The organism is Streptomyces sp. NPDC051921 (assembly GCF_040680975.1).
Taxonomy (GTDB): Bacteria; Actinomycetota; Actinomycetes; order Streptomycetales; family Streptomycetaceae; genus Streptomyces.
The window spans coordinates 195800-216052 of the sequence record NZ_JBFAXU010000004.1 but is presented as its reverse complement, the minus strand read 5'-3'; the positions used below and the strand labels follow the sequence as shown (position 1 = coordinate 216052).

Annotated in this window: 17 protein-coding genes; 8 read left to right on the top strand and 9 right to left on the bottom strand. The window is 73.6% G+C overall.

Annotated elements, in window-relative coordinates:
• The first annotated feature begins 30 nt into the window (after positions 1-30).
• Positions 31-741 (top strand): DNA-binding response regulator, encoded by a 711-nt coding sequence (locus AB0M16_RS07645; protein WP_365339894.1) that lies wholly within the window; start codon positions 31-33, stop codon positions 739-741.
• A gap of 28 nt (positions 742-769) precedes the next feature.
• Here the strand turns inward: AB0M16_RS07645 and AB0M16_RS07640 are convergent, their stop codons facing one another.
• Positions 770-1621 carry an ABC transporter permease gene (locus AB0M16_RS07640; protein WP_365339892.1) on the bottom strand — a complete coding sequence of 284 codons (852 nt, stop codon included), beginning with the start codon at positions 1619-1621 and terminating at the stop codon, positions 770-772.
• Positions 1618-4272: an alpha/beta fold hydrolase gene (locus AB0M16_RS07635; protein ID WP_365339890.1), complete on the bottom strand. Its 2655-nt coding sequence runs from the start codon at positions 4270-4272 to the stop codon at positions 1618-1620. The genes AB0M16_RS07640 and AB0M16_RS07635 overlap by 4 nt, the downstream gene beginning before the upstream one ends.
• A gap of 126 nt (positions 4273-4398) precedes the next feature.
• On the opposite strand from AB0M16_RS07635, the gene AB0M16_RS07630 reads away from it, so the two are divergent.
• Positions 4399-4818, top strand: coding sequence for a GNAT family N-acetyltransferase (locus AB0M16_RS07630; protein WP_365339888.1), 420 nt, complete (start codon positions 4399-4401; stop codon positions 4816-4818).
• A 52-nt stretch (positions 4819-4870) separates the two neighbouring features.
• Entirely contained in the window at positions 4871-5371 is a 501-nt protein-coding gene (locus AB0M16_RS07625) for a hypothetical protein (protein WP_365339886.1), read from the top strand.
• Here AB0M16_RS07625 and AB0M16_RS07620 read toward each other — a convergent pair.
• Genes AB0M16_RS07620 through iolC form a run of 5 tightly spaced genes read right to left on the bottom strand, consistent with a single transcriptional unit; the run spans position 5361 to position 11273 of the window.
• On the bottom strand, positions 5361-5999 hold the full coding sequence (locus AB0M16_RS07620) for a DUF4291 domain-containing protein (protein ID WP_365339884.1): 639 nt from the start codon (positions 5997-5999) through the stop codon (positions 5361-5363). The two genes, AB0M16_RS07625 and AB0M16_RS07620, sit on opposite strands and share 11 nt — an antisense overlap.
• Positions 6000-6051: 52 nt before the next feature.
• Positions 6052-7554: a CoA-acylating methylmalonate-semialdehyde dehydrogenase gene (gene mmsA, locus AB0M16_RS07615; RefSeq protein ID WP_365339882.1), complete on the bottom strand. Its 1503-nt coding sequence runs from the start codon at positions 7552-7554 to the stop codon at positions 6052-6054.
• Positions 7555-7565: 11 nt separating this feature from the next.
• Entirely contained in the window at positions 7566-9434 is a 1869-nt protein-coding gene (gene iolD / locus AB0M16_RS07610) for a 3D-(3,5/4)-trihydroxycyclohexane-1,2-dione acylhydrolase (decyclizing) (RefSeq protein ID WP_365339879.1), read from the bottom strand.
• Complete coding sequence (iolB, locus tag AB0M16_RS07605) at positions 9431-10249, bottom strand: 5-deoxy-glucuronate isomerase (protein WP_365339877.1); 819 nt, start codon at positions 10247-10249, stop codon at positions 9431-9433. The genes iolD and iolB overlap by 4 nt, the downstream gene beginning before the upstream one ends.
• 10 nt (positions 10250-10259) lie before the next feature.
• Positions 10260-11273: a 5-dehydro-2-deoxygluconokinase gene (gene iolC, locus AB0M16_RS07600; RefSeq protein WP_365339875.1), complete on the bottom strand. Its 1014-nt coding sequence runs from the start codon at positions 11271-11273 to the stop codon at positions 10260-10262.
• 155 nt (positions 11274-11428) lie between these two features.
• On the opposite strand from iolC, the gene AB0M16_RS07595 reads away from it, so the two are divergent.
• Positions 11429-12346, top strand: a complete 918-nt coding sequence (locus tag AB0M16_RS07595; RefSeq protein WP_365339873.1) for a sugar phosphate isomerase/epimerase — start codon at positions 11429-11431, stop codon at positions 12344-12346.
• Positions 12347-12569: 223 nt separating this feature from the next.
• Positions 12570-12767, top strand: coding sequence for a MarR family transcriptional regulator (locus AB0M16_RS07590; protein ID WP_365339871.1), 198 nt, complete (start codon positions 12570-12572; stop codon positions 12765-12767).
• An 86-nt stretch (positions 12768-12853) separates the two neighbouring features.
• Here AB0M16_RS07590 and AB0M16_RS07585 read toward each other — a convergent pair whose 3' ends face one another.
• Positions 12854-15106, bottom strand: coding sequence for an MMPL family transporter (locus AB0M16_RS07585; RefSeq protein ID WP_365339869.1), 2253 nt, complete (start codon positions 15104-15106; stop codon positions 12854-12856).
• 165 nt (positions 15107-15271) lie between these two features.
• On the opposite strand from AB0M16_RS07585, the gene AB0M16_RS07580 reads away from it, so the two are divergent.
• Positions 15272-15913, top strand: a complete 642-nt coding sequence (locus AB0M16_RS07580) for a TetR/AcrR family transcriptional regulator (protein ID WP_365339867.1) — start codon at positions 15272-15274, stop codon at positions 15911-15913.
• Here AB0M16_RS07580 and AB0M16_RS07575 read toward each other — a convergent pair.
• Positions 15891-17153 carry a cation:proton antiporter gene (locus tag AB0M16_RS07575; RefSeq protein WP_365339865.1) on the bottom strand — a complete coding sequence of 421 codons (1263 nt, stop codon included), beginning with the start codon at positions 17151-17153 and terminating at the stop codon, positions 15891-15893. The genes AB0M16_RS07580 and AB0M16_RS07575 overlap by 23 nt on opposite strands.
• 238 nt (positions 17154-17391) lie before the next feature.
• On the opposite strand from AB0M16_RS07575, the gene AB0M16_RS07570 reads away from it, so the two are divergent.
• Both AB0M16_RS07570 and AB0M16_RS07565 read left to right on the top strand, forming a co-directional pair.
• Positions 17392-17610, top strand: a complete 219-nt coding sequence (locus tag AB0M16_RS07570) for a cation transporter (protein ID WP_365339863.1) — start codon at positions 17392-17394, stop codon at positions 17608-17610.
• A gap of 66 nt (positions 17611-17676) precedes the next feature.
• Positions 17677-19923 carry a heavy metal translocating P-type ATPase gene (locus AB0M16_RS07565; RefSeq protein ID WP_365339861.1) on the top strand — a complete coding sequence of 749 codons (2247 nt, stop codon included), beginning with the start codon at positions 17677-17679 and terminating at the stop codon, positions 19921-19923.
• The last annotated feature ends 330 nt before the right edge of the window (positions 19924-20253 follow it).

Genomic DNA, 20253 nt, shown 5'->3' with positions numbered 1-20253 from the left:
GGCACACCGATCGGGCGGGGGTGGTCAGCGGTGGCAGAGACTGCGGGCTCCGTGATGCTCGCCCGTTCGGCGATGGGCCGTGCCGGCCCGGAGCTCCAACGCCCTCCCGGGCGCCCGGTGCGCGGCACGCGCCGGGTCAGCGCCGCGCTCGCGGGCCTGGCCGCCTCGGCGCGGCACGAGCTGCTGACCTTCGACGACCCGGCCGCCTCCGCCTCGCGTGCGATTCCCGAGCCGTTCCTGGAGTTGGCAGGAGCGTGCATGCGAGCGGCGGCGGAACGGGCCGGCGAGGTCCGCCGCATCGTCCCGCGACACGCCCTCCCCCAGGTCGCCGGCGCGATCCGGGTCCCGGGCCGGGCGAGGGTGGCGGACGCGATCCCGTTCAAGATGATCCTGGTGGACCGCACGGTCGCGGCCGTCCCCCTGGACCTGGAGCTCCACTACAACGGCCTGCTCCTGATCCGCGACCCCGTCGTCGTCCAGGCCCTGGTCCGCGCCCACCACATCTCCTGGGCCGCGGGCCAGGAACTGGCAGGCCTCACACCCCCGGCCCGCGAACTCCCCCCACAGCTCCGCCCGGTCCTCGAAGCCCTCCTCGCCGGCCTCACCGACGAAACGGCCGCGGCCCGCCTGGGCATGTCCCCCCGCACGTACAGCCGCCGCGTGGGCGAACTGATGGCCGCCCTGGGCACGACGAGCCGCTTCCGCGCGGGGGCGGAAGCGGCTCGTCGGGGGTGGGTGTGAGGACGACCGGGCGGCAGCGCCCGGTCGCCTACGACACGATGTCCTTCCGCGCGAACCCCCGGAACGCCAGCGCGAAGAGGATCACCGCGTACGTCACCGAGATCGACGCTCCCTTCGCCATGCCCGCCCACTCCAGTTGGGGCTGGAGGGCGTCGGCCCAGGCGAATTGCCAGTGGGCCGGGAGGAAGGCGCGCCAGTCGCCGAGGGCGGTGACGGCGTCGAGGACGTTGCCGACGATGGTGAGGCCGACGGCGCCGCCGACCGCGCCCAGGGGGGCGTCGGTGCGGGTGGAGAGCCAGAAGGCGAGGCCCGCCGTGACGAGTTGGGAGACGAAGACGAAGGCGACCGCCACGGCGAGGCGGAGCACGGCGTCGGAGGCGGGAAGGGCACCGCCGGTGGGGAGTTTCAGGGGGCCCCAGCCGTAGGCGACCGTGCCGGCGGCCAGGGCGACCAGCGGGAGGAGGAGCATCGCGGCCGCGCTGAAGGCCAGGGCCACCGTGAGTTTGGACCACAGGAGGCGGGCGCGCGGGACCGGGGCGGCGAGGAGGTAGCGCAGGGACGACCAGCCGGCTTCCGAGGCGACCGTGTCGCCGCAGAAGAGGGCGACCGGGATCACCAGGAGGAAGCCCGCGGAGACGAAGAGGCAGGTCGCCGCGAAGTTGGCGCCCGAGGCCGTCGCCGTGTCCATCAGGGTGATCCGGGTGTTGTCCGCGCCGTCCGGGCCGCCGCCGATGGCGAAGGCGGCGATCAGGATGAACGGGAGGGCGGCCAGGATCCCGGCCATGACCAGGGTGCGGCGGCGCTTGAGCTGGCGTACGGCCTCGACGCGCAGCGGCAGGGTGCGGCCGGGGGCGTAGCCGAGGGCGGCTGCGGTGGTCATGCGGTCTCTCCTCCGATCAGGGTCAGGAACGCGTCCTCCAGGCGCCGGTGCGGGCCGACCCCGGTCACCGGTACGTCCAGGCGGACGAGTTCGCCGACCAGGAAGGTGGCGGTCCGCCCGTTCAGGCGGACCAGCAGGCCCGCGTCGACCCGTACCGCGCCCAGCTTCTCCACCACCGCGTCCGGCACCTCGCCGTCCAGGGTGACGAGGAGGGTGTCGTCGGAGCCGGTGATCTCCTCGACCGGGCCGGCCTGGACCAGGCCGCCGCGGTCCATCACCACCAGGTGCGTGCAGGACTGTTCGACCTCGGCGAGGAGGTGGCTGGAGACGATCACCGTGCGGCCGGCGGCGGCGTAACGGATCATCACCTCGCGCATCTCGCGGATCTGCGGCGGGTCGAGGCCGTTCGTCGGCTCGTCCAGGATCAGCAGGTCCGGCAGGCCGAGCATGGCCTGGGCGATGGCGAGCCGCTGCCGCATGCCCTGCGAGTAGGTGCGGACGGCGCGCTCCAGGGCGCCGCCCAGGTTGGCGATGCGCAGGGCCTCGTCGATGTGGGCGTCCTCGGCGGGGCGGCCGGTGGCCCGCCAGTACAGGTCCAGGTTCTCGCGGCCCGACAGGTGCGGCAGGAAGCCCGCGCCCTCGACGAAGGCGCCGACCCGGGAGAGCACCGGGGCGCCGGGGCGGACGGCCTGTCCGAAGACGCGGATCTCCCCCTCGTCGGGGGTGATGAGGCCCATCAGCATGCGCAGGGTGGTCGTCTTGCCGGCGCCGTTGGGGCCCAGCAGGCCGAGGACCTGGCCCTGTTCGACGCGGAAGGACAGGTCGCGCACGCTGTAGCGGTCGCCGCCCGCGTACTTCTTCGACAGACCCGTGATCTGGAGGGGGACGTCGGCGAGTTCCCGGTCGGGCGGCGGGGCGGTCGTGCGGCGCCGTGCCGTGAGCAGGAGTGCGGCGGCGAGCACGACGCCGAGCAGCGGGAGGCCCCACACCCACCACGGCAGCCCCGCCGCCTCGGTCGCCACCGCCGGTGCGGTGGGCACCGTCAGCGGGCCCGCGACGGCGACCGTGTACGTGGCGGGGGCGGCCGGGGAGGCGTAGCCGAGGTCGGTGGCGGCGAGGACCAGTCGCAGCCGGTGCCCGGAGGCCACCTCGTGGTCGACCGCGGGGAGGGTGAGGTCCACGGTGCGGCCCTTGGCGGCGCCGTCGACCCGTACCGGCGTGACGAGCTGGGCGGGCAGCACCTGCTGTCGGCCGTCCGGCCCCACGTCGTACACCTTGGCGAAGAGGACCGCCGAGCCGTCGGGGGCGGTCGAGGTCACGCGGACCGTGACGGTCGGGGCGCCCGTGATCCGGATCGGCTGCGACTGCGGCCGGGCGTCGAAGGCCGCGAACTGGCCCGGGAAGTCGAGGGAGAGCCCCACCCCGAGGGAGGAGAGCTGGGAGAGGCCGCCGCCCAGGCCGGGGACGGCGGAGAGGGCGGGCGGGCCCGCGCCCGCCGGATTGGCGAAGGAGCGCTGCGGTCCGGAGAGGGCGACGGCCACGGGGCCGGCGCCGAGGCCGGGGTAGCGGTCGGCGGTGGCGCCGCGCAGGGTGGCGCGCCCGTCGGTGGAGTCGACGCCTCCGGTACGGCTGACGCGGAAGGCGGGCCCGGTGTCGACGGAGGTGTCCTGCTTCAGGTAGCGGTCGAACCAGCTGGTGATGCGGGCCTGGACGCGGCCGGTCTCGCGGTCGCCGCCGTCGTGGCCGCCGGCCGTCCAGTCGACGGCGACGGGGGCGCCGTTGGCGGCGACGGTCCGTGCCATGGCGTCGGACTGGGCGAGCGTGAAGAGGGAGTCGGCCCGGCCCTGCACGATCAGCGCGGGCACCTTGATGCGGGCGCCGACGGCGGAGGGGCTGCGGGCCTCCAGGAGGGCGCGGGCGGCGGCGTCCGGCTTCCCGGAGACGGCGACGCGCTGGTAGAGAGCGCAGACCTCGGGGCTGAAGCGCCCGCAGGGGTCGCCCCTGTCACCGCCCGTCGGGTCGCTGCCCGTCGAGAAGAAGATGCCGGCCCAGAGCTTCTTGAAGACGCCGTTCGGGAAGAGGGCGTCGGCGAGGTTCCAGTACGTGATCTGGGGCGCGACGGCGTCGACGCGCGGGTCGTACCCGGCGGCGAGCAGGGAGATCGCGCCGCCGTAGGAGGCGCCGGTGACGCCGACGCGCGGGTCGCCGGGCCGGTCGAGGAGCACCTCTGGGCGTGCGGCGAGCCAGTCGACGAGTCCGCGGACGTCCTTGACCTCGCGCTGCGGGTCGTTGAGGCCGATCTGTCCGGTGGAGGCGCCGAAGCCGCGGGCGGACCAGGTGAGGACGGCGTAGCCGTCGCGGGCGAGCTGTTCGGCCTGGGCGCGGACGTCGTCCTTGGAGCCGCCGAAGCCGTGGCCGAGGAGGACGGCGGGGCGGCGGCCGGCGGCGCCGGCGGTGAAGTACGAGGTGTCGAGGCGGACACCGTCGAGGTCGAGCGTCCGGTCGGCGCGGGTCACGGGCGCGGGTCCGTCGGAGGCGACGGCGTTCCAGGTGGCGCCGCCGCCCGCGAGCACGGCGAGGACGGCGGCGACCGCGGCCCACCGCGGCAGACCGGGTCGCGGAAGGCCCTTCCGGGGAAGTCGCAGCTGCATGGGTCGAGCCTAGGCGCCGCGGCGGGCGCGGCTCGGCTGCCCAGGGGCGGAGAGGCGCGGCCTCCTCAGGTCGTACGCCGTACGGTCCCGTACACCAGACGCGGTACGCGTGAGCGGGAGGTACGGGTGGAGATCCGGCGGGCGACGACGGTGGCGGAGCTGATGGCGGCGGGCCGGTTGTACGACGCGCCGCCCCGTGAGGAGTGGGCAGCCGGCTTCCTGGCGGCCCCGGGGCACGTGCTGCTGATCGCGTACGCGGCGGACGGCTTCCCGGCCGGCTTCGTGTCGGGGATCGAGATGCGGCACCCGGACAAGGGCGTGGAGATGTGCCTGTACGAGCTGTCGGTGGACGAGGGGCACCGACGCCGGGGCGTGGGGCGGGCGCTGACGGAGGCGCTGGCGGCGGAGGCGCGGGAGCGCGGCTGCTACGGGATGTGGGTGGGTGTGGACACGGACAACGAGGCGGCCCTGCGGACCTACGGGGCGGCGGGGGCGGCGGACGAAGGGGTGTTCGCGATGCGGGGGTGGACGTTCGGGGAGGATTGACGGACCGGTCGCCGAGCGCGGGCGCCGGATCGAGGCAAGGGAGGGGACGAAGTTGTCCGACCTGGAGTTCCACGCCCGTGTCGCCGCCCACGGCGACGTCCTGGGCGTGGGCATCGGCGCGCGACCCGAGGAGTGGGAGGCCCGGCTGGGCGCCGATTACGTCGACGACAGGAGCGGGGCGCTGTTGCGCCGGGACCACGGGCTGGTGGAGCTGACGTTCCAGGAGGAGCGCGGCTCCTGGTCGTGCCTCGGGTTCACCGTCCAGGTCCACCGGCTGCGGTGGGACCCCGGGTCCGCCGTGCCGGCGGCCCTGTGGGACGCGTACGGCGGCTTCGGCCGGTCCGTGCGTTTCGGCGACCTGACGGCCGCGGTCGCCGCCCTGGGCCGTACGGTCGAGCCGGACGACGACGGCACGGCCGCCGACTTCCGCCGCTACCGCGTTCCCGGGTCCGGCGTCCGCGTCCTGGTCCGCCTCGCTCCCGGCACGCCGGAGGCGGAGTGCCCGGTGGAGAAGCTCGACGTGTCCCCGGCCTGGTGGGGCGTCACGGGCTGACCGGGGCCGGGTGCCCGGGGCCCGCGGGTACGAGCCGGCCGAGGAGCTCGTCCCCCGCCGGGTACGGCCGCTCCTCGGGCAGCAGCCGCTCGGCTTCCGCCGAGCGCCCTTCGCGGACGAGGGCGTGGATCTCGTGCGCGAGGGGGGTCACGTCCCGGATGCCGGCGGTCCACTCGTCGGCGTAGCGGCGGGAGGCCTCGCCGGCGAGGCCGAGCTGGAGCGAGCGGTGGGGCAGCGGCCGGTGGTGCAGATCGCGCTCGGGGTCCCACTGGACGCGGGCCGGGGCGCTCTTCAGCTCCCGCTTCCAGGCGGTCCGGTCGGGGTGGAGCCCGCGGACGTAGTGGGACAGGCAGGCGTGCCGCAGGGCCCACTCGAAGCCCTCGCGGGTGATCTCGACGGCGAGGACGGTCTCCTGGCCCTCCTTCAGGCCCCAGCCGCAGCGGTAGGCCATCCACAGGAACGAGGGCTTGATCCAGGTCATCCGGTCCCGCTTCCACGCGGCCGGGAAGCGGCCGTCGCGGGCCGCCGGGAGGCCGATCGACGGGCGGTAGGCCTGGTAGACGGTCACCGTCGTGTCGGTGTGGGCGGCGCGGATCTGGTGCTTCGGGGGCTGAACGGGAACGGACATGGCCCCCAGGGTGCGTCGGGACGCACCGTGGGGGCCAGTGGATTTCCGGGGATCAGTGGTTGCGCGGGAAGCCCAGGTCCACGCCGGTCGGCGCCTCGGACGGGTCCGGCCAGCGGGTCGTGACGACCTTGCCGCGGGTGTAGAAGTGGACGCCGTCGTTGCCGTAGATGTGGTGGTCGCCGAAGAGCGAGTCCTTCCAGCCGCCGAAGGAGTGGTAGCCCACGGGGACCGGGATCGGGACGTTCACGCCGACCATGCCGGCCTGGATCTCCATCTGGAAGCGGCGGGCGGCGCCGCCGTCGCGGGTGAAGATCGCGGTGCCGTTGCCGAACGGCGAGGCGTTGATGAGGGCCACGCCCTCCTCGTAGGTCTCGGCGCGCAGCACGCACAGGACCGGGCCGAAGATCTCGTCCTGGTAGGCCTTGGCCGTGGTCGGCACGTGGTCCAGGAGGGACAGGCCGATCCAGTGCCCGTTCTCGTGGCCGTCGACGGTGTAGCCGGTGCCGTCGAGGACGACCTCGCAGCCCTCGGCCGCGGCGCCGTGCACGTACGAGGCGACCTTGTCGCGGTGGACGGCCGTGATGAGCGGGCCCATCTCGGAGGTCGGGTCGTTGCCGGGGCCGATCTTGATCTTCTCGGCGCGCTCGCGGATCTTCTGGACCAGCTCGTCGCCGACGGAGCCGACGGCCACGACCGCGGAGATCGCCATGCAGCGCTCGCCGGCCGAGCCGTACGCGGCCGAGACCGCCGCGTCGGCGGCCGCGTCGAGGTCGGCGTCGGGCAGCACCAGCATGTGGTTCTTGGCGCCGCCGAGCGCCTGGACGCGCTTGCCGTTGGCGGAGGCGGTGGTGTGGATGTGGCGGGCGATCGGGGTCGAGCCGACGAAGGAGATCGCGGAGACGTCCGGGTGCTCCAGGAGCCGGTCCACGGCCACCTTGTCACCGTGCAGGACGGTGAAGACGCCGTCCGGCAGGCCCGCCTCGGCGAGCAGCTCGGCGATCTTCAGGGACGGCGACGGGTCCTTCTCGCTCGGCTTGAGGATGAAGGTGTTGCCGCAGGCGATGGCGAGGGGGAACATCCACATCGGCACCATGGCCGGGAAGTTGAACGGGGTGATGCCGGCCACCACGCCCACCGGCTGGCGGATCGCGGCCACGTCCACCCGGTTGGAGACCTGGGTGGAGAGCTCGCCCTTCAGCTGGGTGGTGATGCCGCAGGCCAGGTCGACGATCTCCAGACCGCGGGCGACCTCGCCGAGCGCGTCCGAGTGCACCTTGCCGTGCTCGGCGACGATCAGCTCGGCGATCGCGTCGCGGTTGGCGTCGAGCAGCGCACGGAACTTGAACAGGATCGTGGTGCGCTGGGCCAGCGAGGAGGTGCCCCAGGTCTCGAAGGCGGCCTTGGCGGAGGCGACGGCCGCGTCGACCTCCTCGACGGAGGCGAGCGCCACCTGCGTGGTGACGGCGCCGGTGGCCGGGTCGGTGACCGGGCCCCAGTTGCCCGACGTGCCCTCGACGGTCTTGCCACCGATCCAGTGGTTGACGGTCTTCGTCATTACGTACTCCTTCAGAGATGGCGGCGTCGGGCGGTGACGTGCCGGTCGTACTCCTCGCGGGCCTTGACCGCCGACGGGCGGGTCGAGGTCTCGGCCACGGGCACATCCCACCACGCCTGGGCGGGGGGCGCGCCCGACACACTGTCTGCCGTTTCGGTCTCGACGTAGACACATGTGGGAACCGTCGCCCCGCGCGCTTCCGCGAGGGCTTCCCGCAGGTCACGCACGGTGCGGGCGCGCAGCACCCGCATGCCGAGGGAGGCGGCGTTGGCCGCCAGGTCGACCGGCAGCGGCGGACCGGTGAAGGAACCGTCGTCCGCCCGGAAGCGGTAGTCGGTGCCGTACCGCTCGGCGCCGACGGCCTCGGACAGGCCGCCGATCGACGCGTATCCGTGGTTCTGCAGGATGACCACCTTGACGGGCAGTCGCTGCTGCACGGCGGTGACGATCTCGGTGGGGTTCATCAGGTACGTCCCGTCGCCGACGAGCGCCCAGACGGGCCGGCCGGGCGCGGCGAGCGCGACGCCGACGGCCGCGGGGATCTCGTAGCCCATGCACGAGTACCCGTACTCGACGTGGTACTGGTCGGCGGACCGGGTCCGCCACAGCTTGTGGAGGTCGCCGGGGAGGGAGCCGGCCGCGTTGATCAGGATGTCGTCCCCGGTGCACAGGGTGTCGAGTACGCCGAGCACCTGGACCTGGGTGGGGCGGGCGGTCTCGTCGGGGACGGCGTGGGCGGCGCGGACCCGGGCCTCCCAGCGGAGCTTCTCCTCGGCGCACTCGTGCGCGTAGGGCGCGGTGACGTGGTGCTGCTCCAGCAGCGAGTGCAGCTGTTCCAGGCCCTCCCGGGCGTCCGCGACCAGCGGGAGCGCCGCCATTCTGTGGCTGTCGAAGGCCGCGACGTTGAGGTTGACGAACCGCACGCCGGGGTGGCCGAACAGGGTCGAGGACGCGGTGGTGAAGTCGCTCCAGCGGGTGCCGACCCCGATCACCAGGTCGGCCGTGCGGGCCAGGTGGTCGGCGGCGGCGGTGCCGGTGTGGCCGATGCCGCCCATGTCCTGGGGGTGGTCGTGGGGCAGCGCTCCCTTGCCGGCCTGGGTCGAGGCGACCGGGATGCCGGTCCGCCCGGCGAAGTCGGAGAGCGCCTCCTCGGCCCCGCTGTACTTGACGCCCCCGCCGGCGACGATCAGGGGACGGGCGGCCCGGCCCACGGCCTCCGCCGCCGCGCCCAGCTCGTCCTCGTCCGGCGCGGGGCGCCGCACCCGCCAGGTCCGCTCGGCGAAGAACCTCTCGGGCCAGTCGTATGCCTCGACCTGTACGTCCTGCGGGAGGGCGAGGGTGACGGCGCCGGTGTCCGCGGGGTCGGTGAGGACCCGCATCGCTTCGAGGGCGGCCGGGATCAGGGCCTCCGGGCGGACGATCCGGTCGAAGTACCGGGAGACGGGCCGCAGGCAGTCGTTGACGGAGACGTCGCCGGCGTACGGGACCTGGAGCTGCTGCAGGACGGGGTCGGCGGGGCGGGTGGCGAAGGCGTCGCCGGGCAGCAGCAGGACGGGCAGCCGGTTGATCGTGGCGAGGGCGGCGCCGGTGACGAGGTTGGTGGCGCCGGGGCCGATGGAGGTGGTGACGGCGTGCGCCCGGAGCCGGCGGGACTGGCGGGCGTGGCCGACGGCCGCGTGCACCATGGCCTGTTCGTTGCGCCCCTGGTGGTACGGCATGAGCTCGGCGTACTCGACGAGGGCCTGGCCGATCCCGGCGACGTTGCCGTGCCCGAAGATGCCCCAGGTGGCGGCGATCAGGCGCTGCCGTACGCCGTCGCGTTCGGTGTACTGCGCGGCGAGGAAGCGCACCAGGGCCTGGGCGACGGTCAGCCTCGTCACTGGTATCCCTCCGTGTGGTCGGGGTGGAAGCGGATCCGCCACTCCCGCTCGGGGCCCGGGCCGGCCATGACGTTCAGGTAGTACAGCGGGTGCTCGGGCCGGGCGACGGACGGACCGTGCCAGCCGTCCGGCACGAGGACGACGTCACCGGTGCGCACCTCGGCGAGCAGTTCGGCTCCGCCGGGCCGGGAGGGAGTGATCCGCTGGTAGGCGTAGCCGTGCGGGCCCGCGACCTCGTAGTAGTAGATCTCCTCCAGGAGGGACTCCTCGCCGGGGAGGTGCTCGTCGTGCTTGTGCGGCGGGTAGGAGGACCAGTTGCCGCCGGGGGTGACGACCTCGACGGCGATCAGCCGGTCGCAGGCGAAGGCGTCGGCCGCGGCGAAGTTCCGCACCTCGCGGGTGCGGTTGCCACTGCCCCGGGTCTCGACGGGAACCTCCGGCGCGGGGCCGTAGCGGGCGGGGAGTCGTCGCTCGCACTTCGCTCCTGCCAAAGCGAAGCGGCCTCCCGCACCGGAGGCGATCTGGGCGTGTGCGTCCCTGGGCACATAGGCGAAGTCCGAGACCCCGTCGAACGCGCTGGCGCGGCCCACGAGTTCGAGGATTTCCCCGTCGACGCGCACCGTACCGCCCCCGGACAGCGGAAGCACCACCCATTCGCTGTTCCCGGTCTCGAACGTGTGGGTCCCGCCGGGCGGAAGGTCGAGGACGCGCAGCGCGCTGTGCGTCCAGCCGGCCCCCTCGGGGTCGATGTCGACGGCGTACGGGCCGCGTGCGGCCGTGCCGGCGGGGAGGTGCAGATCGAGCGTGGGGTCCATGGGCATGTCCCTACCCGTTGTCCGGCGCGCTCACCGGGATCGAGCCGGTGCCGGTGTCGAGTGCGCGGGCGATCTCCTGGTCGTAGGGCATCGCGGGCGAGCAGGCGAGGCGGCCGGCGACGATCGCGCCCGCCGCGTTGGCGTAGCGCAGGACCCGTTCCAGGTCCCAGCCGGCGAGCAGCCCGTGGGCGAGCGCGCCGCCGAACGCGTCGCCGGCGCCGAGCCCGTTGACCACCTCCACCGGCAGCGGCGGCACCTCGGCCACGGTGCCGTCGGCGGACAGGGCGAGGACGCCCTTGGGTCCCTGTTTGACGACGGCGAGCCGGGCGCCCGCGGCGAGCAGGGCGCGGGCCGCGGAGTGCGGCTCGCGCTCGCCGGTCGCGACCTCGCACTCGTCGACGTTGCCGACGGCGACCGTGGCGTATCGCAGCGCCTCCCGGTAGAGCGGGCGGGCCTCGTCGGCGGTGCCGTCCCACAGGCCGGGGCGCCAGTCGAGGTCGAGGACGGTGAGCGCGCCGGGGCCGGCAGCGGCGGCCCGCTCCCGCAGGGCGCCGAGGGTCGCGGTGCGGCTGGGGTCGGCGCTCAGACCGGTGCCGGTCACCCAGAGGGCGCGGGCGGTCCGGAGCGCGGGCAGGTCGAGTTCGTGCGGGTGGATCTCCAGGTCGGGGGCCTTGGGGCGGCGGTAGAAGTGGATCGGGAAGTGGTCGGGCGGGAAGATCTCGCAGAAGGTGATCGGGGTGGGGAGGTCCGTCACCTCGGTGACCCAGCGGTCGTCCACGCCGAACGCGCGCAGCTCGCGGTGCAGGTACACGCCGAACGGGTCGGCCCCGGTCCGGCTGACCAGCGCGACGCTGCGCCCCAGGCGCGCGGCGGCGACGGCGACGTTGGCCGGGGAGCCGCCGAGGAACTTCCCGAAGGTCTCGACCCGGGCGAGCTCGACACCGCTCTGCAGCGGGTAGAGGTCCACACCGATGCGGCCCATCGTGATCAGGTCGTACGGCCGGTCGTACGGCTCCGCCGTCATGCCACGTCACCTCTCGCCACGGCCCCGCCGGGCCCACGCACCCCACCCAGGTCTATCCACGGCCCAGGGCGCTGTCAACGACATGTCCTGACATTCGGACCTGCGTCCGGACGACGTCTTGACGCTCCTCCGAGACCGCCGCCAAGGTGGCATGCATGACGAACCCGACGAACCGGGCACCGCTGTCCCGTATCCGCATCGGTTCCGCCCCCGACTCCTGGGGCGTCTGGTTTCCCGACGATCCCCGGCAGGTCCCGTGGCAGCGGTTCCTCGACGAGGTGTCGGGGGCCGGTTACGCCTGGATCGAGCTCGGCCCGTACGGCTACCTGCCGACCGATCCGGCGGTGCTCGCCGAGGAGACCGCCCGCCGAGGCCTGAGGGTCTCCGCGGCGACCGTGTTCACCGGGCTGCACCGCGGGCCGGAGGTGTGGGAGCGGACCTGGGCGCACGTGGCCGAGAACGCGGCCCTCGCGCAGGCGATGGGCGCCGAGCACCTGGTCGTCATCCCCTCCTTCTGGCGGGACGACCGCACGGGCGAGGTCCTGGAGGACCGCTCCCTCACGGCCGGGCAGTGGCGGTCGCTGACCGGTCTGACCGAGCGTCTCGGCCGCGAGGTCCGGGAGCGCTACGGGCTGCGGATCGTGGTCCATCCGCACGCCGACACCCACATCGACAGCGAGGAGAACGTCACCCGTTTCCTGGACGCCACCGATCCGGACCTGGTCGCGCTCTGCCTGGACACCGGGCACTACGCCTACTGCGGCGGCGACAGCGTCAAGCTGATCGAGACCTACGGCGAGCGGATCGGCTATCTGCATCTGAAGCAGGTCGACCCGGCGGTGCTCGCCCGGGTGGTCGCCGACGAGGTGCCGTTCGGCCCGGCGGTGGCGCAGGGGGTGATGTGCGAGCCGCCGGCCGGGGTGCCGGCCCTCGAACCGGTGCTGGCCGCCGCGCGGGCCTTGGACGTGGAGCTCTTCGCCATCGTCGAGCAGGACATGTACCCGTGCGAGCCCGACCGGCCCTACCCGATCGCGATGCGCACCCGGCGCTTCCTCCGCTCCTGCGGCGTCTGATGGCATTGCGTCACTTACGTGACGTCCATCGCCGCTTCGTCACGCATGTCTCCGTTACGCGAGGCTTCCGTCACAGGCGTTCGACAAGCGCTCCCGTCCCGTCGGGGGGCGCCGTTCACCGGGCACAGGCTCGGTGATCGCGAGTGATCACCAGTGACGCCCGGCTGCTCCCCCGACGGCAACCCCCGCCGCCGCTGCCGGGCACGCAGGAGAGGTGCCACGCATGACGGACAGAAGGCTCTGGTCCTACAAGGACATCGCCGCGCACATCAAGGTGCAGCCGGACACGGTCCGCTCCTACCGGAAGCACGGGCTGCTCCCGGCGCCCGACCACGTCGAGTCGGGCAAGCCCTACTGGTACCCGGACACCATCCACTCCTGGGTCGCGAACCGCCCCGGGAACCGGGGCCGCCGGGCCTGATCCCTCCCCCGCCGCCCTCGCAGGGCCCCGCAGCGCGCATCCGCGGCGCGGGGCCCTCGACCGTGGCCCGCGGGAGGGGCGGGGCGTCAGCCCACCTTCTCCCGCACCGGCTCCCGCTCCGGCGGCCCGGACACGCGGTCCTCGTCCCCGCCGCCCTCGCTGATGCCGAAGCGGTCGTGGAGGCGGCGCAGCGGTCCCGGCGCCCACCAGGTGAGGCGCCCGGTCAGCTTCATCACGGACGGCACGAGCAGGCTGCGCACCACCATCGCGTCCATGAGGACGGCGAGGGCGACCCCGAGGCCCAGCATCTTGGTGTTGGTGACCCGGGAGGTGCCGATCGCCACCATGACGACGGCCAGGATGACGGCGGCGGCGGTGATCAGGCCGCCGGTGCGGCGCAGCCCGAAGCGGACGGCGTGCTCGTGGTCGCCGGTGGCGTCGTACTCCTCCTTGATCCTGGAGAGCAGGAACACCCCGTAGTCCATGGAGAGCCCGAAGGCCACGCAGAACATCAGGACGGGCAGGGTGGTCTCGATGTCGCCGGTGGGGGTGAAGCCGAGGAGTCCGGAGAGGTGCCCCTCCTGGAAGACCCAGACGACGGCGCCGAACATCGCGGTGAGGCTCAGCGCGTTGAGCACGACGGCCTGGAGGGGGACGACGACGCTGCCGGTGAGCAGGAAGACCAGGATCAGGGTGACGACGACGATGATGCCGGCCGCCCAGGGCAGCCGCTCGCCTATGGCGTCCTTGGAGTCGACGAGGACGGCCGCGGCGCCGGTGACGGACGTGTCGAACGGCGCCTGCTCGGCGCGCAGTTCGCCGACCGCCCGCTGGGCCCCGGCGCCGACGCCCTCGCCCTCGGCGACGACGGTGAAGTAGGCGTGGGTGCGCTCGCCGGTGCCGGAGGTCACCGGCCCGTCGACCCGGGTGATCCCGTCGAGCTTCGCGATGCGCTCCCGGTAGTCGGCGTACTGCGCGGGTGTCGCCTCGCCCTCGGCGAGCACGGTGAGCGCGCCGCCGGGGCTGCCCGGGAAGCCCCCGCGCAGCTGGTCCTGGACGACCCGGGACTCGGCGGTCGACGGGAGCTGGCGGTCGTCGGCGGTGCCGAACTTCACGCCCAGGAAGGGCAGTCCGAGCAGCACGAGTCCGGCGGCCGTGGCGACGGCGAACAGCGGTGCCCGTCGCATGACGAGGGCGGCGACCCGCCCCCAGCCGGCCCCTCCGGCCGCCTCGGCGCCGGTCTCCGTGGCGCGCCCCCGGCCTCCGCGGCGCAGCAGCCTGCGCAGGTCCAGGGCGTTGACCCGGTCGCCGAGCAGGACGAGCGCGGCCGGCAGCAGGGTCAGGGCCGCCGCGGCGGCGAGCAGGACGACGGCGATGCCGGCGTAGGCGAAGGAGCGCAGGAAGTACTGCGGGAAGACGAGCATCGCGGCGAGCGAGACGGCGACGGTGAGGGCGGAGAAGAGCACGGTCCGCCCGGCGGTGCGCAGGGTGGTGGCGACGGCGGTCCGGGCGTCGGCGCCGGTGGCCAGCTCCTCGCGGAAGCGCCGGACCACGAACAGGGCGTAGTCGATGGCGAGCCCGAGGCCGAGGGCGGTGGTGAGGTTCTGCGCGAAGACGGAGACGTCGGTGAACTCGGTGATGCCGCGCAGCACGGCGTTGGTGCCGAGGATGGCGACGATGCCGATGCCGAGCGGGAGCAGCGCGGCGACGGCGCTGCCGAAGACCATGACGAGCAGCACGAGGGTGATGGGCAGGGCGATCATCTCGGCCCTGAGCAGGTCCTCCTGGATGATCGTCTGCATCTCGTGGCGGACCGCGAGGGGGCCGCCGACGGAGACTTCCACGGGGCCGTGGGTGCCGCGGAACTCGGGGGCGAGGCGCTGGAGGACCTCGCCCGCGGCCTTCTCCTCGCCGTCGATCCGGGCGGCGATCAGGGCCTGGTGCCCGTCCTTCGACCGCAGCGCGGGCGAGCCCGTCTGCCAGTACGAGCCGACGCCGTCGACGCCCGGCTGGGCGTCGAGGCGCTCGGCCAGCCGGCGGGCCTCGGCGGCCACGTCCGGCGAGTCGACCGCGGCGTCGCCCGCGTCGACGAGCAGCAGCAGATTGGGTTGGGAGGCGGGGAACTCCCGCTCCAGGACCTCGATCGCGTAGGTCGACTCGGCGTCCGGGGCCTCCCAGCCGCCGCTGCCCATGCGGTCGGCGACGCCGCCGCCGGCGAGGACCGCCAGCGCGGTCAGCACGAGGGCGAGCAAGAGGGAGAGGCGCGGTCTGGCGGTCACGAGTCGCGTCCAGCCGCCGGGCCCACCCCCCGTAGGCAGCGCTTTCTTGACTTCGGCCATGACGCGGTGTCCCCTTCACCGTGGCCCGTGCGCTCGCTTGCCGGCAGGCCGCACGGGTCGTCCAATTGCCCATAGACTGGCAAACACGAGTGATCACTCGCGTTTCTCAAGAATGCGAGCGACCTCTCGTGTTTGTCAATCGCGTTCAGAGAGCTGGGGACAGCCATGCCCGAGGAACCGAAGCCGCGCCGCCGCCAGGCCCGCGGCGAGCGCCGCATCGCACAGCTGCTCCAGGCCGCCGCGAACGTCTTCTGCACCAACGGCTACACAGCGACCAGCACCAACGCGATCGCCCGCGAGGCGAGCGTCTCCCCCGGCACGCTCTACCAGTACTTCCCGAACAAGGAGGCCATCGCCCTCGAACTGGGCGACCGCCTGCTCGCCCAGATGCGGGAGTACCACGGCCAGGCCTTCACACCCGCGAACCTCGCCCTGCCCCTGCCCCAGCTGCTCGACGCGGTCCTCGACCCGCTGATCGACTTCAACTGCCAGAACCCGGTCTTCCTCGCCCTCATGCACGGCTCCGAGATCCCCGGCCGGATCGCCGAGGAGCACGACGCGCTGCACGCCTCGCTGCTCGCCCGGGTCGGCGATCTGCTCGGCCACTACCTGCCGGGCAGCGAGGCCGCCCAGCGCACCCGGATCGCCGACATGGTCTTCGCCATCGTGAAGGCAGGGCTCGCCCTGATCCTCGCCGCGCCCGAGGGGCCGGAGCGGGACGCCGTGATCGTCGAGACGAAGACGGTGCTGCTGCGCTACCTCGACCCGGTCATCGGCGAGGCGCTCACCACGATTCCGAGCCCGTGACCTGCCCGGCGGCCGCGCCCTCCCGGCCGGTCACCGCCCCGGCGCCCTCCCCCGCACCCTTCCCCGCGCCGGCACCACCGCGCGCCCGGAGCCTCAGCGCGAGCAGCGGGAAGGCGAGCACCGAGACCATCCCGGCCCCCACGAGGGCCGCCGCCTCGCCCGCCGTCAGCACCTTGTCGTCGACCCCCATGGTGGTGATGGCGACGACCAGCGGCAGCGCCGTGGAGCCGTAGAGGACCAGCGCGCCCCGGTCGCGCCGGCCGAGGTCGCGTGGCGCGAGGAACCACACCGGGCCGCCGCGTACCACCAGGAAGAGGACCAGGAAGAGCGGCAGGAGCAGCAGCGCACGGCCGCCCGAGAGCAGCGAGTCGAGGTCGAACTCGATGCCGGTGACGACGAAGAAGACCGGGACGAGGAAGCCGAAGCCGACGCCCTCGACCTTCTCCAGGATCTCGTGTCCGGACTCCGGGGCGGCCCCCGTGAGCACCAGCCGCGTGATGAGACCGGCCGCGAAGGCGCCGAGCAGCACGTCGAGCCCGAGCGCCTGCGAGGCGCCCAGCATCAGGGCGAGCAGCAGGAAGACGAAGCGGACCGCGAACTGGGCGCTGGTGTGCAGGGTCCGGGCGATGACCCGGGAGAACCACGGCGGGCGGGGCCGCAGCGCCCACAGGACGCCGCCGGCCGTGAGCGCCGCGAAGACGGCGAGCAGGACGGTCGACTCGGCCGGTTTGCGGCCGCTCAGGAGCAGCGCCATGGCGATGATGGGCCCGAACTCCCCGACGGCGCCGAAGGCCATGACCACCGAGCCGAAGCGGCCGCGCAGGGCGCCTGCGTCGCGGAGCACCGGAAGGACGGTGCCGAGGGCGGTACTGGTGAGCGCGACACCGATGAAGACGCCCTTGTCGTAGCCGCCGCCGAGCAGCACGCCGACGCCGAGGCCGAGCGCGAGGGCGCACACCCAGGCCCACACCGAGCGCTTGAGGGTGTCGCCGCGGACCGTGCCGAACTCGATCTCGTAGCCGGCGAGGAAGATCAGCATGGTGAGACCGAGCTGCGAGAGCCCGTCGACGAGGGCGTCGGGCTTCGCCCAGCCCAGGACGTCGGGCCCGATGACGATGCCGAGCACGATCTCGAAGATGACGAGGGGTACGGGGAGCCGGCGGCCGACCCCGTAGGCGAGCAACGGCGCCAGGACGGCGATCGCCATGATCAGGATCAACGTGGTCCCCGAATGCGACATATCGGGTATCTATCACAAGCCCCGACCGGCCGCCCTGAGGCCGCAGGGGGGACTCGGGGCATTCCGGCGTGCGGTCGGCACGGCGGCCGGACCGCTGTGGCCGCGCTCACCCGCGCGACGTGACACGGCCACCCACCAATCGATACCCCCTAGGGGTACAGTAGGTGGTAGGAACGCCGTACGGCTCCGCGACCAGTGGGCCACCCCGCACCGCAGCACCCCTGAAGAGGAGAACACCATGGCCGTCACCGTCACCTACCAGGTCAACGGAATGTCCTGCGGACACTGCGAGGGTGCGATCTCCGGCGAGATCTCCGAGATCGCGGGGGTCTCCGAGGTCAAGGCCGTCGCCGCCACCGGCCTGGTCACCGTGACGTCCGCCGCGCCGCTCGACGAGGAGGCCGTCCGCGCCGCCGTCGACGAGGCCGGCTACGAACTGGTCGGTCCGGCCGCCTGAGCCCCGCCGCACCGCCGCAGGGCCGTACGGTGACCGTATGGCCCTGCTCCCGTTTGGAAACCGCCGATGACCTCCACGATCACCGAGCTGACGATCGGCGGGATGACCTGCGCCTCCTGCGCGGCCCGCGTCGAGAAGAAGCTCAACCGCATGGACGGGGTCACGGCGACCGTCAACTACGCCACGGAGAAGGCGCGCGTCGAACACGCCACGGAGGTCACGGTCGACGCGCTCATCGCCACCGTCGTCAGGACCGGCTACACCGCCGAGGAACCCCCGCCGCCCGAGCCGGAGCCGGAGACCGGGCCGCAGACCGGGCCGGAGGCCATCGGGGACGGGGCGCGGGAGCGTGAGGACCCCGAGCTCGCCTCGCTCCGGCAGCGGCTCACCGTCTCCGCCGTCCTCTCCCTGCCCGTCGTGCTCCTCGCGATGGTGCCGTCCCTCCAGTTCGACAACTGGCAGTGGCTCTCCCTGACGCTCGCGTCCCCCGTGGTCGTCTGGGGCGGACTGCCCTTCCACCGCGCCGCCTGGACCAATCTGCGGCACGGCAACGCCACCATGGACACGCTCGTCTCGGTCGGCACCCTCGCGGCCTTCGGCTGGTCGCTCTGGGCGCTCTTCCTCGGCGACGCCGGCATGCCCGGCATGCGGCACGACTTCAGCCTCACCGTCGCTCGCGACCACGCCTCCTCCGCCGTCTACCTGGAGGTCGCCGCCGGAGTCGTCACCTTCATCCTCCTCGGCCGCTACCTGGAGGCCCGCGCCAAGCGGAAGGCCGGCGCCGCCCTGCACGCCCTGCTGCGGCTCGGCGCCAAGGACGTGGCCGTCCTGCGCGGCGGCTCCGAGGTGCGGGTCCCGGTGACCGCGCTGCGGGTCGGCGACCGCTTCGTGGTACGCCCCGGGGAGAAGATCGCCACCGACGGCACCGCGACCGAGGGCGCCTCCGCCGTCGACGCGTCCATGCTCACCGGCGAGTCCGTGCCCGTCGAGGTGACCCCCGGCGACCCCGTCACCGGGGGCTGCGTCAACGCCTCAGGACGGCTCGTCGTCGAGGCCACCCGGGTCGGCGCCGACACCCAGCTGGCCCGGATGGCCAGGCTCGTCGAGGACGCCCAGAACGGCAAGGCCGAGGTGCAGCGGCTCGCCGACCGGATCTCCGCCGTCTTCGTGCCCGTCGTGCTCCTCGTCGCCCTCGGCACCCTGGTCGCCTGGCTCCTCGTGACCAGCGACACCACCGCCGCCTTCACGGCCGCCGTGGCCGTCCTGATCATCGCCTGCCCCTGCGCCCTCGGCCTCGCGACCCCGACCGCCCTCATGGTGGGCACGGGCCGCGGCGCCCAGCTCGGCATCCTGATCAAGGGCCCCGAGGTCCTGGAGTCCACCCGCCGCGTCGACACCGTCGTCCTCGACAAGACCGGCACGGTCACCACCGGCCGCATGGAGCTGACCGGGGTGCACGTGTACGGCGGCGCGTACGGCGCCGGCCGCGCCGACGAGACCGAGCTGCTGCGGCTCGCGGGCGCCCTGGAGCACTCCTCCGAGCACCCGGTCGCCCGCGCCGTCGCGGCCGGCGCCGCCGCGCGCGTGGGCGAGCTGCCCGTACCGAAGTCCTTCGAGAACGTGCCCGGGCTCGGCGTGCGCGGCTCGGTCGACGGGCACCTGGTCCTGGTCGGGCGCGCCGCCCTGCTCGCCGCCGAGGAGATCGAGGTGCCCGGCGGGACGGACCCCGGGGTCGTCCACGTCGCCTGGGACGGGCGGGCCCGCGGCACCCTCACGGTCGCCGACGCGGTCAAGGAGACCAGCCCCGAGGCGGTCGCCCGGCTGCGCGGCCTGGGCCTGCGGCCCGTGCTGCTCACCGGCGACGGCCGGGCCGTGGCGGAGCGGGTGGCGGCCGAGGTCGGCATCGACGAGGTGATCGCCGAGGTGTTGCCGCAGGACAAGGTGGCCGTGATCCGGCGGCTGCAGGCCGAGGGGCGCACGGTGGCCATGGTCGGCGACGGGGTGAACGACGCGGCGGCCCTGGCGACGGCCGACCTGGGCCTGGCGATGGGCACCGGCACGGACGCGGCCATCGAGGCGAGCGACCTCACCCTGGTCCGCGGCGACCTGCGGGTCGCTGCGGACGCCATCCGGCTGTCGCGGCGCACCCTGGCCACGATCAAGGGCAACCTGGGCTGGGCCTTCAGCTACAACGTGGCCGCGCTGCCCCTGGCCGCGGCGGGGCTGCTCAACCCGATGATCGCCGGGCTCGCTATGGCCTTTTCGTCCGTTTTCGTGGTGACCAACAGTCTGCGGCTGCGGCGATTCCGCTGACCGATCATGTGAATTCACCTACACGTGACGCACAGGACCTTCACAAAGAGATCTAGATCACAGATATTTGGGGGTAACCATCTGGGCTGTTCGCGAGTCTAAGTGGGCGATGCCGAGAACGTCTTGGGGGACGTTCATGGGATGTCTTGGGGGACGTCCCAGGCAAGCGCGGCCGGGGCACGTGCACCGGGGAGCTTTGAGCGGCCCTCCCGTACGTACCCCGGCAGACCGCGCGAGCAGACGCCCGGCCCGGATCCCGTGGGGGGAATCCGCACCGGGGATATGGGAAGCGCCCCGTTCGCCGACCCGTGGGGGGATCGGCGGCGGGGC

What these genes read in the sequence shown, in the direction of transcription:
- AB0M16_RS07640 (WP_365339892.1), bottom strand. Translation starts at nt 1,621, where the DNA reads ATGACCACCGCAGCCGCCCTCGGCTACGCCCCCGGCCGCACCCTGCCG.
- AB0M16_RS07635 (WP_365339890.1), bottom strand. Translation starts at nt 4,272, where the DNA reads ATGCAGCTGCGACTTCCCCGGAAGGGCCTTCCGCGACCCGGTCTGCCG.
- AB0M16_RS07620 (WP_365339884.1), bottom strand. Translation starts at nt 5,999, where the DNA reads ATGTCCGTTCCCGTTCAGCCCCCGAAGCACCAGATCCGCGCCGCCCAC.
- mmsA (WP_365339882.1), bottom strand. Translation starts at nt 7,554, where the DNA reads ATGACGAAGACCGTCAACCACTGGATCGGTGGCAAGACCGTCGAGGGC.
- iolB (WP_365339877.1), bottom strand. Translation starts at nt 10,249, where the DNA reads ATGGACCCCACGCTCGATCTGCACCTCCCCGCCGGCACGGCCGCACGC.
- iolC (WP_365339875.1), bottom strand. Translation starts at nt 11,273, where the DNA reads ATGACGGCGGAGCCGTACGACCGGCCGTACGACCTGATCACGATGGGC.
- AB0M16_RS07595 (WP_365339873.1), top strand. Translation starts at nt 11,429, where the DNA reads ATGACGAACCCGACGAACCGGGCACCGCTGTCCCGTATCCGCATCGGT.
- AB0M16_RS07590 (WP_365339871.1), top strand. Translation starts at nt 12,570, where the DNA reads ATGACGGACAGAAGGCTCTGGTCCTACAAGGACATCGCCGCGCACATC.
- AB0M16_RS07585 (WP_365339869.1), bottom strand. Translation starts at nt 15,106, where the DNA reads ATGGCCGAAGTCAAGAAAGCGCTGCCTACGGGGGGTGGGCCCGGCGGC.
- AB0M16_RS07580 (WP_365339867.1), top strand. Translation starts at nt 15,272, where the DNA reads ATGCCCGAGGAACCGAAGCCGCGCCGCCGCCAGGCCCGCGGCGAGCGC.
- AB0M16_RS07575 (WP_365339865.1), bottom strand. Translation starts at nt 17,153, where the DNA reads ATGTCGCATTCGGGGACCACGTTGATCCTGATCATGGCGATCGCCGTC.
- AB0M16_RS07570 (WP_365339863.1), top strand. Translation starts at nt 17,392, where the DNA reads ATGGCCGTCACCGTCACCTACCAGGTCAACGGAATGTCCTGCGGACAC.
- AB0M16_RS07565 (WP_365339861.1), top strand. Translation starts at nt 17,677, where the DNA reads ATGACCTCCACGATCACCGAGCTGACGATCGGCGGGATGACCTGCGCC.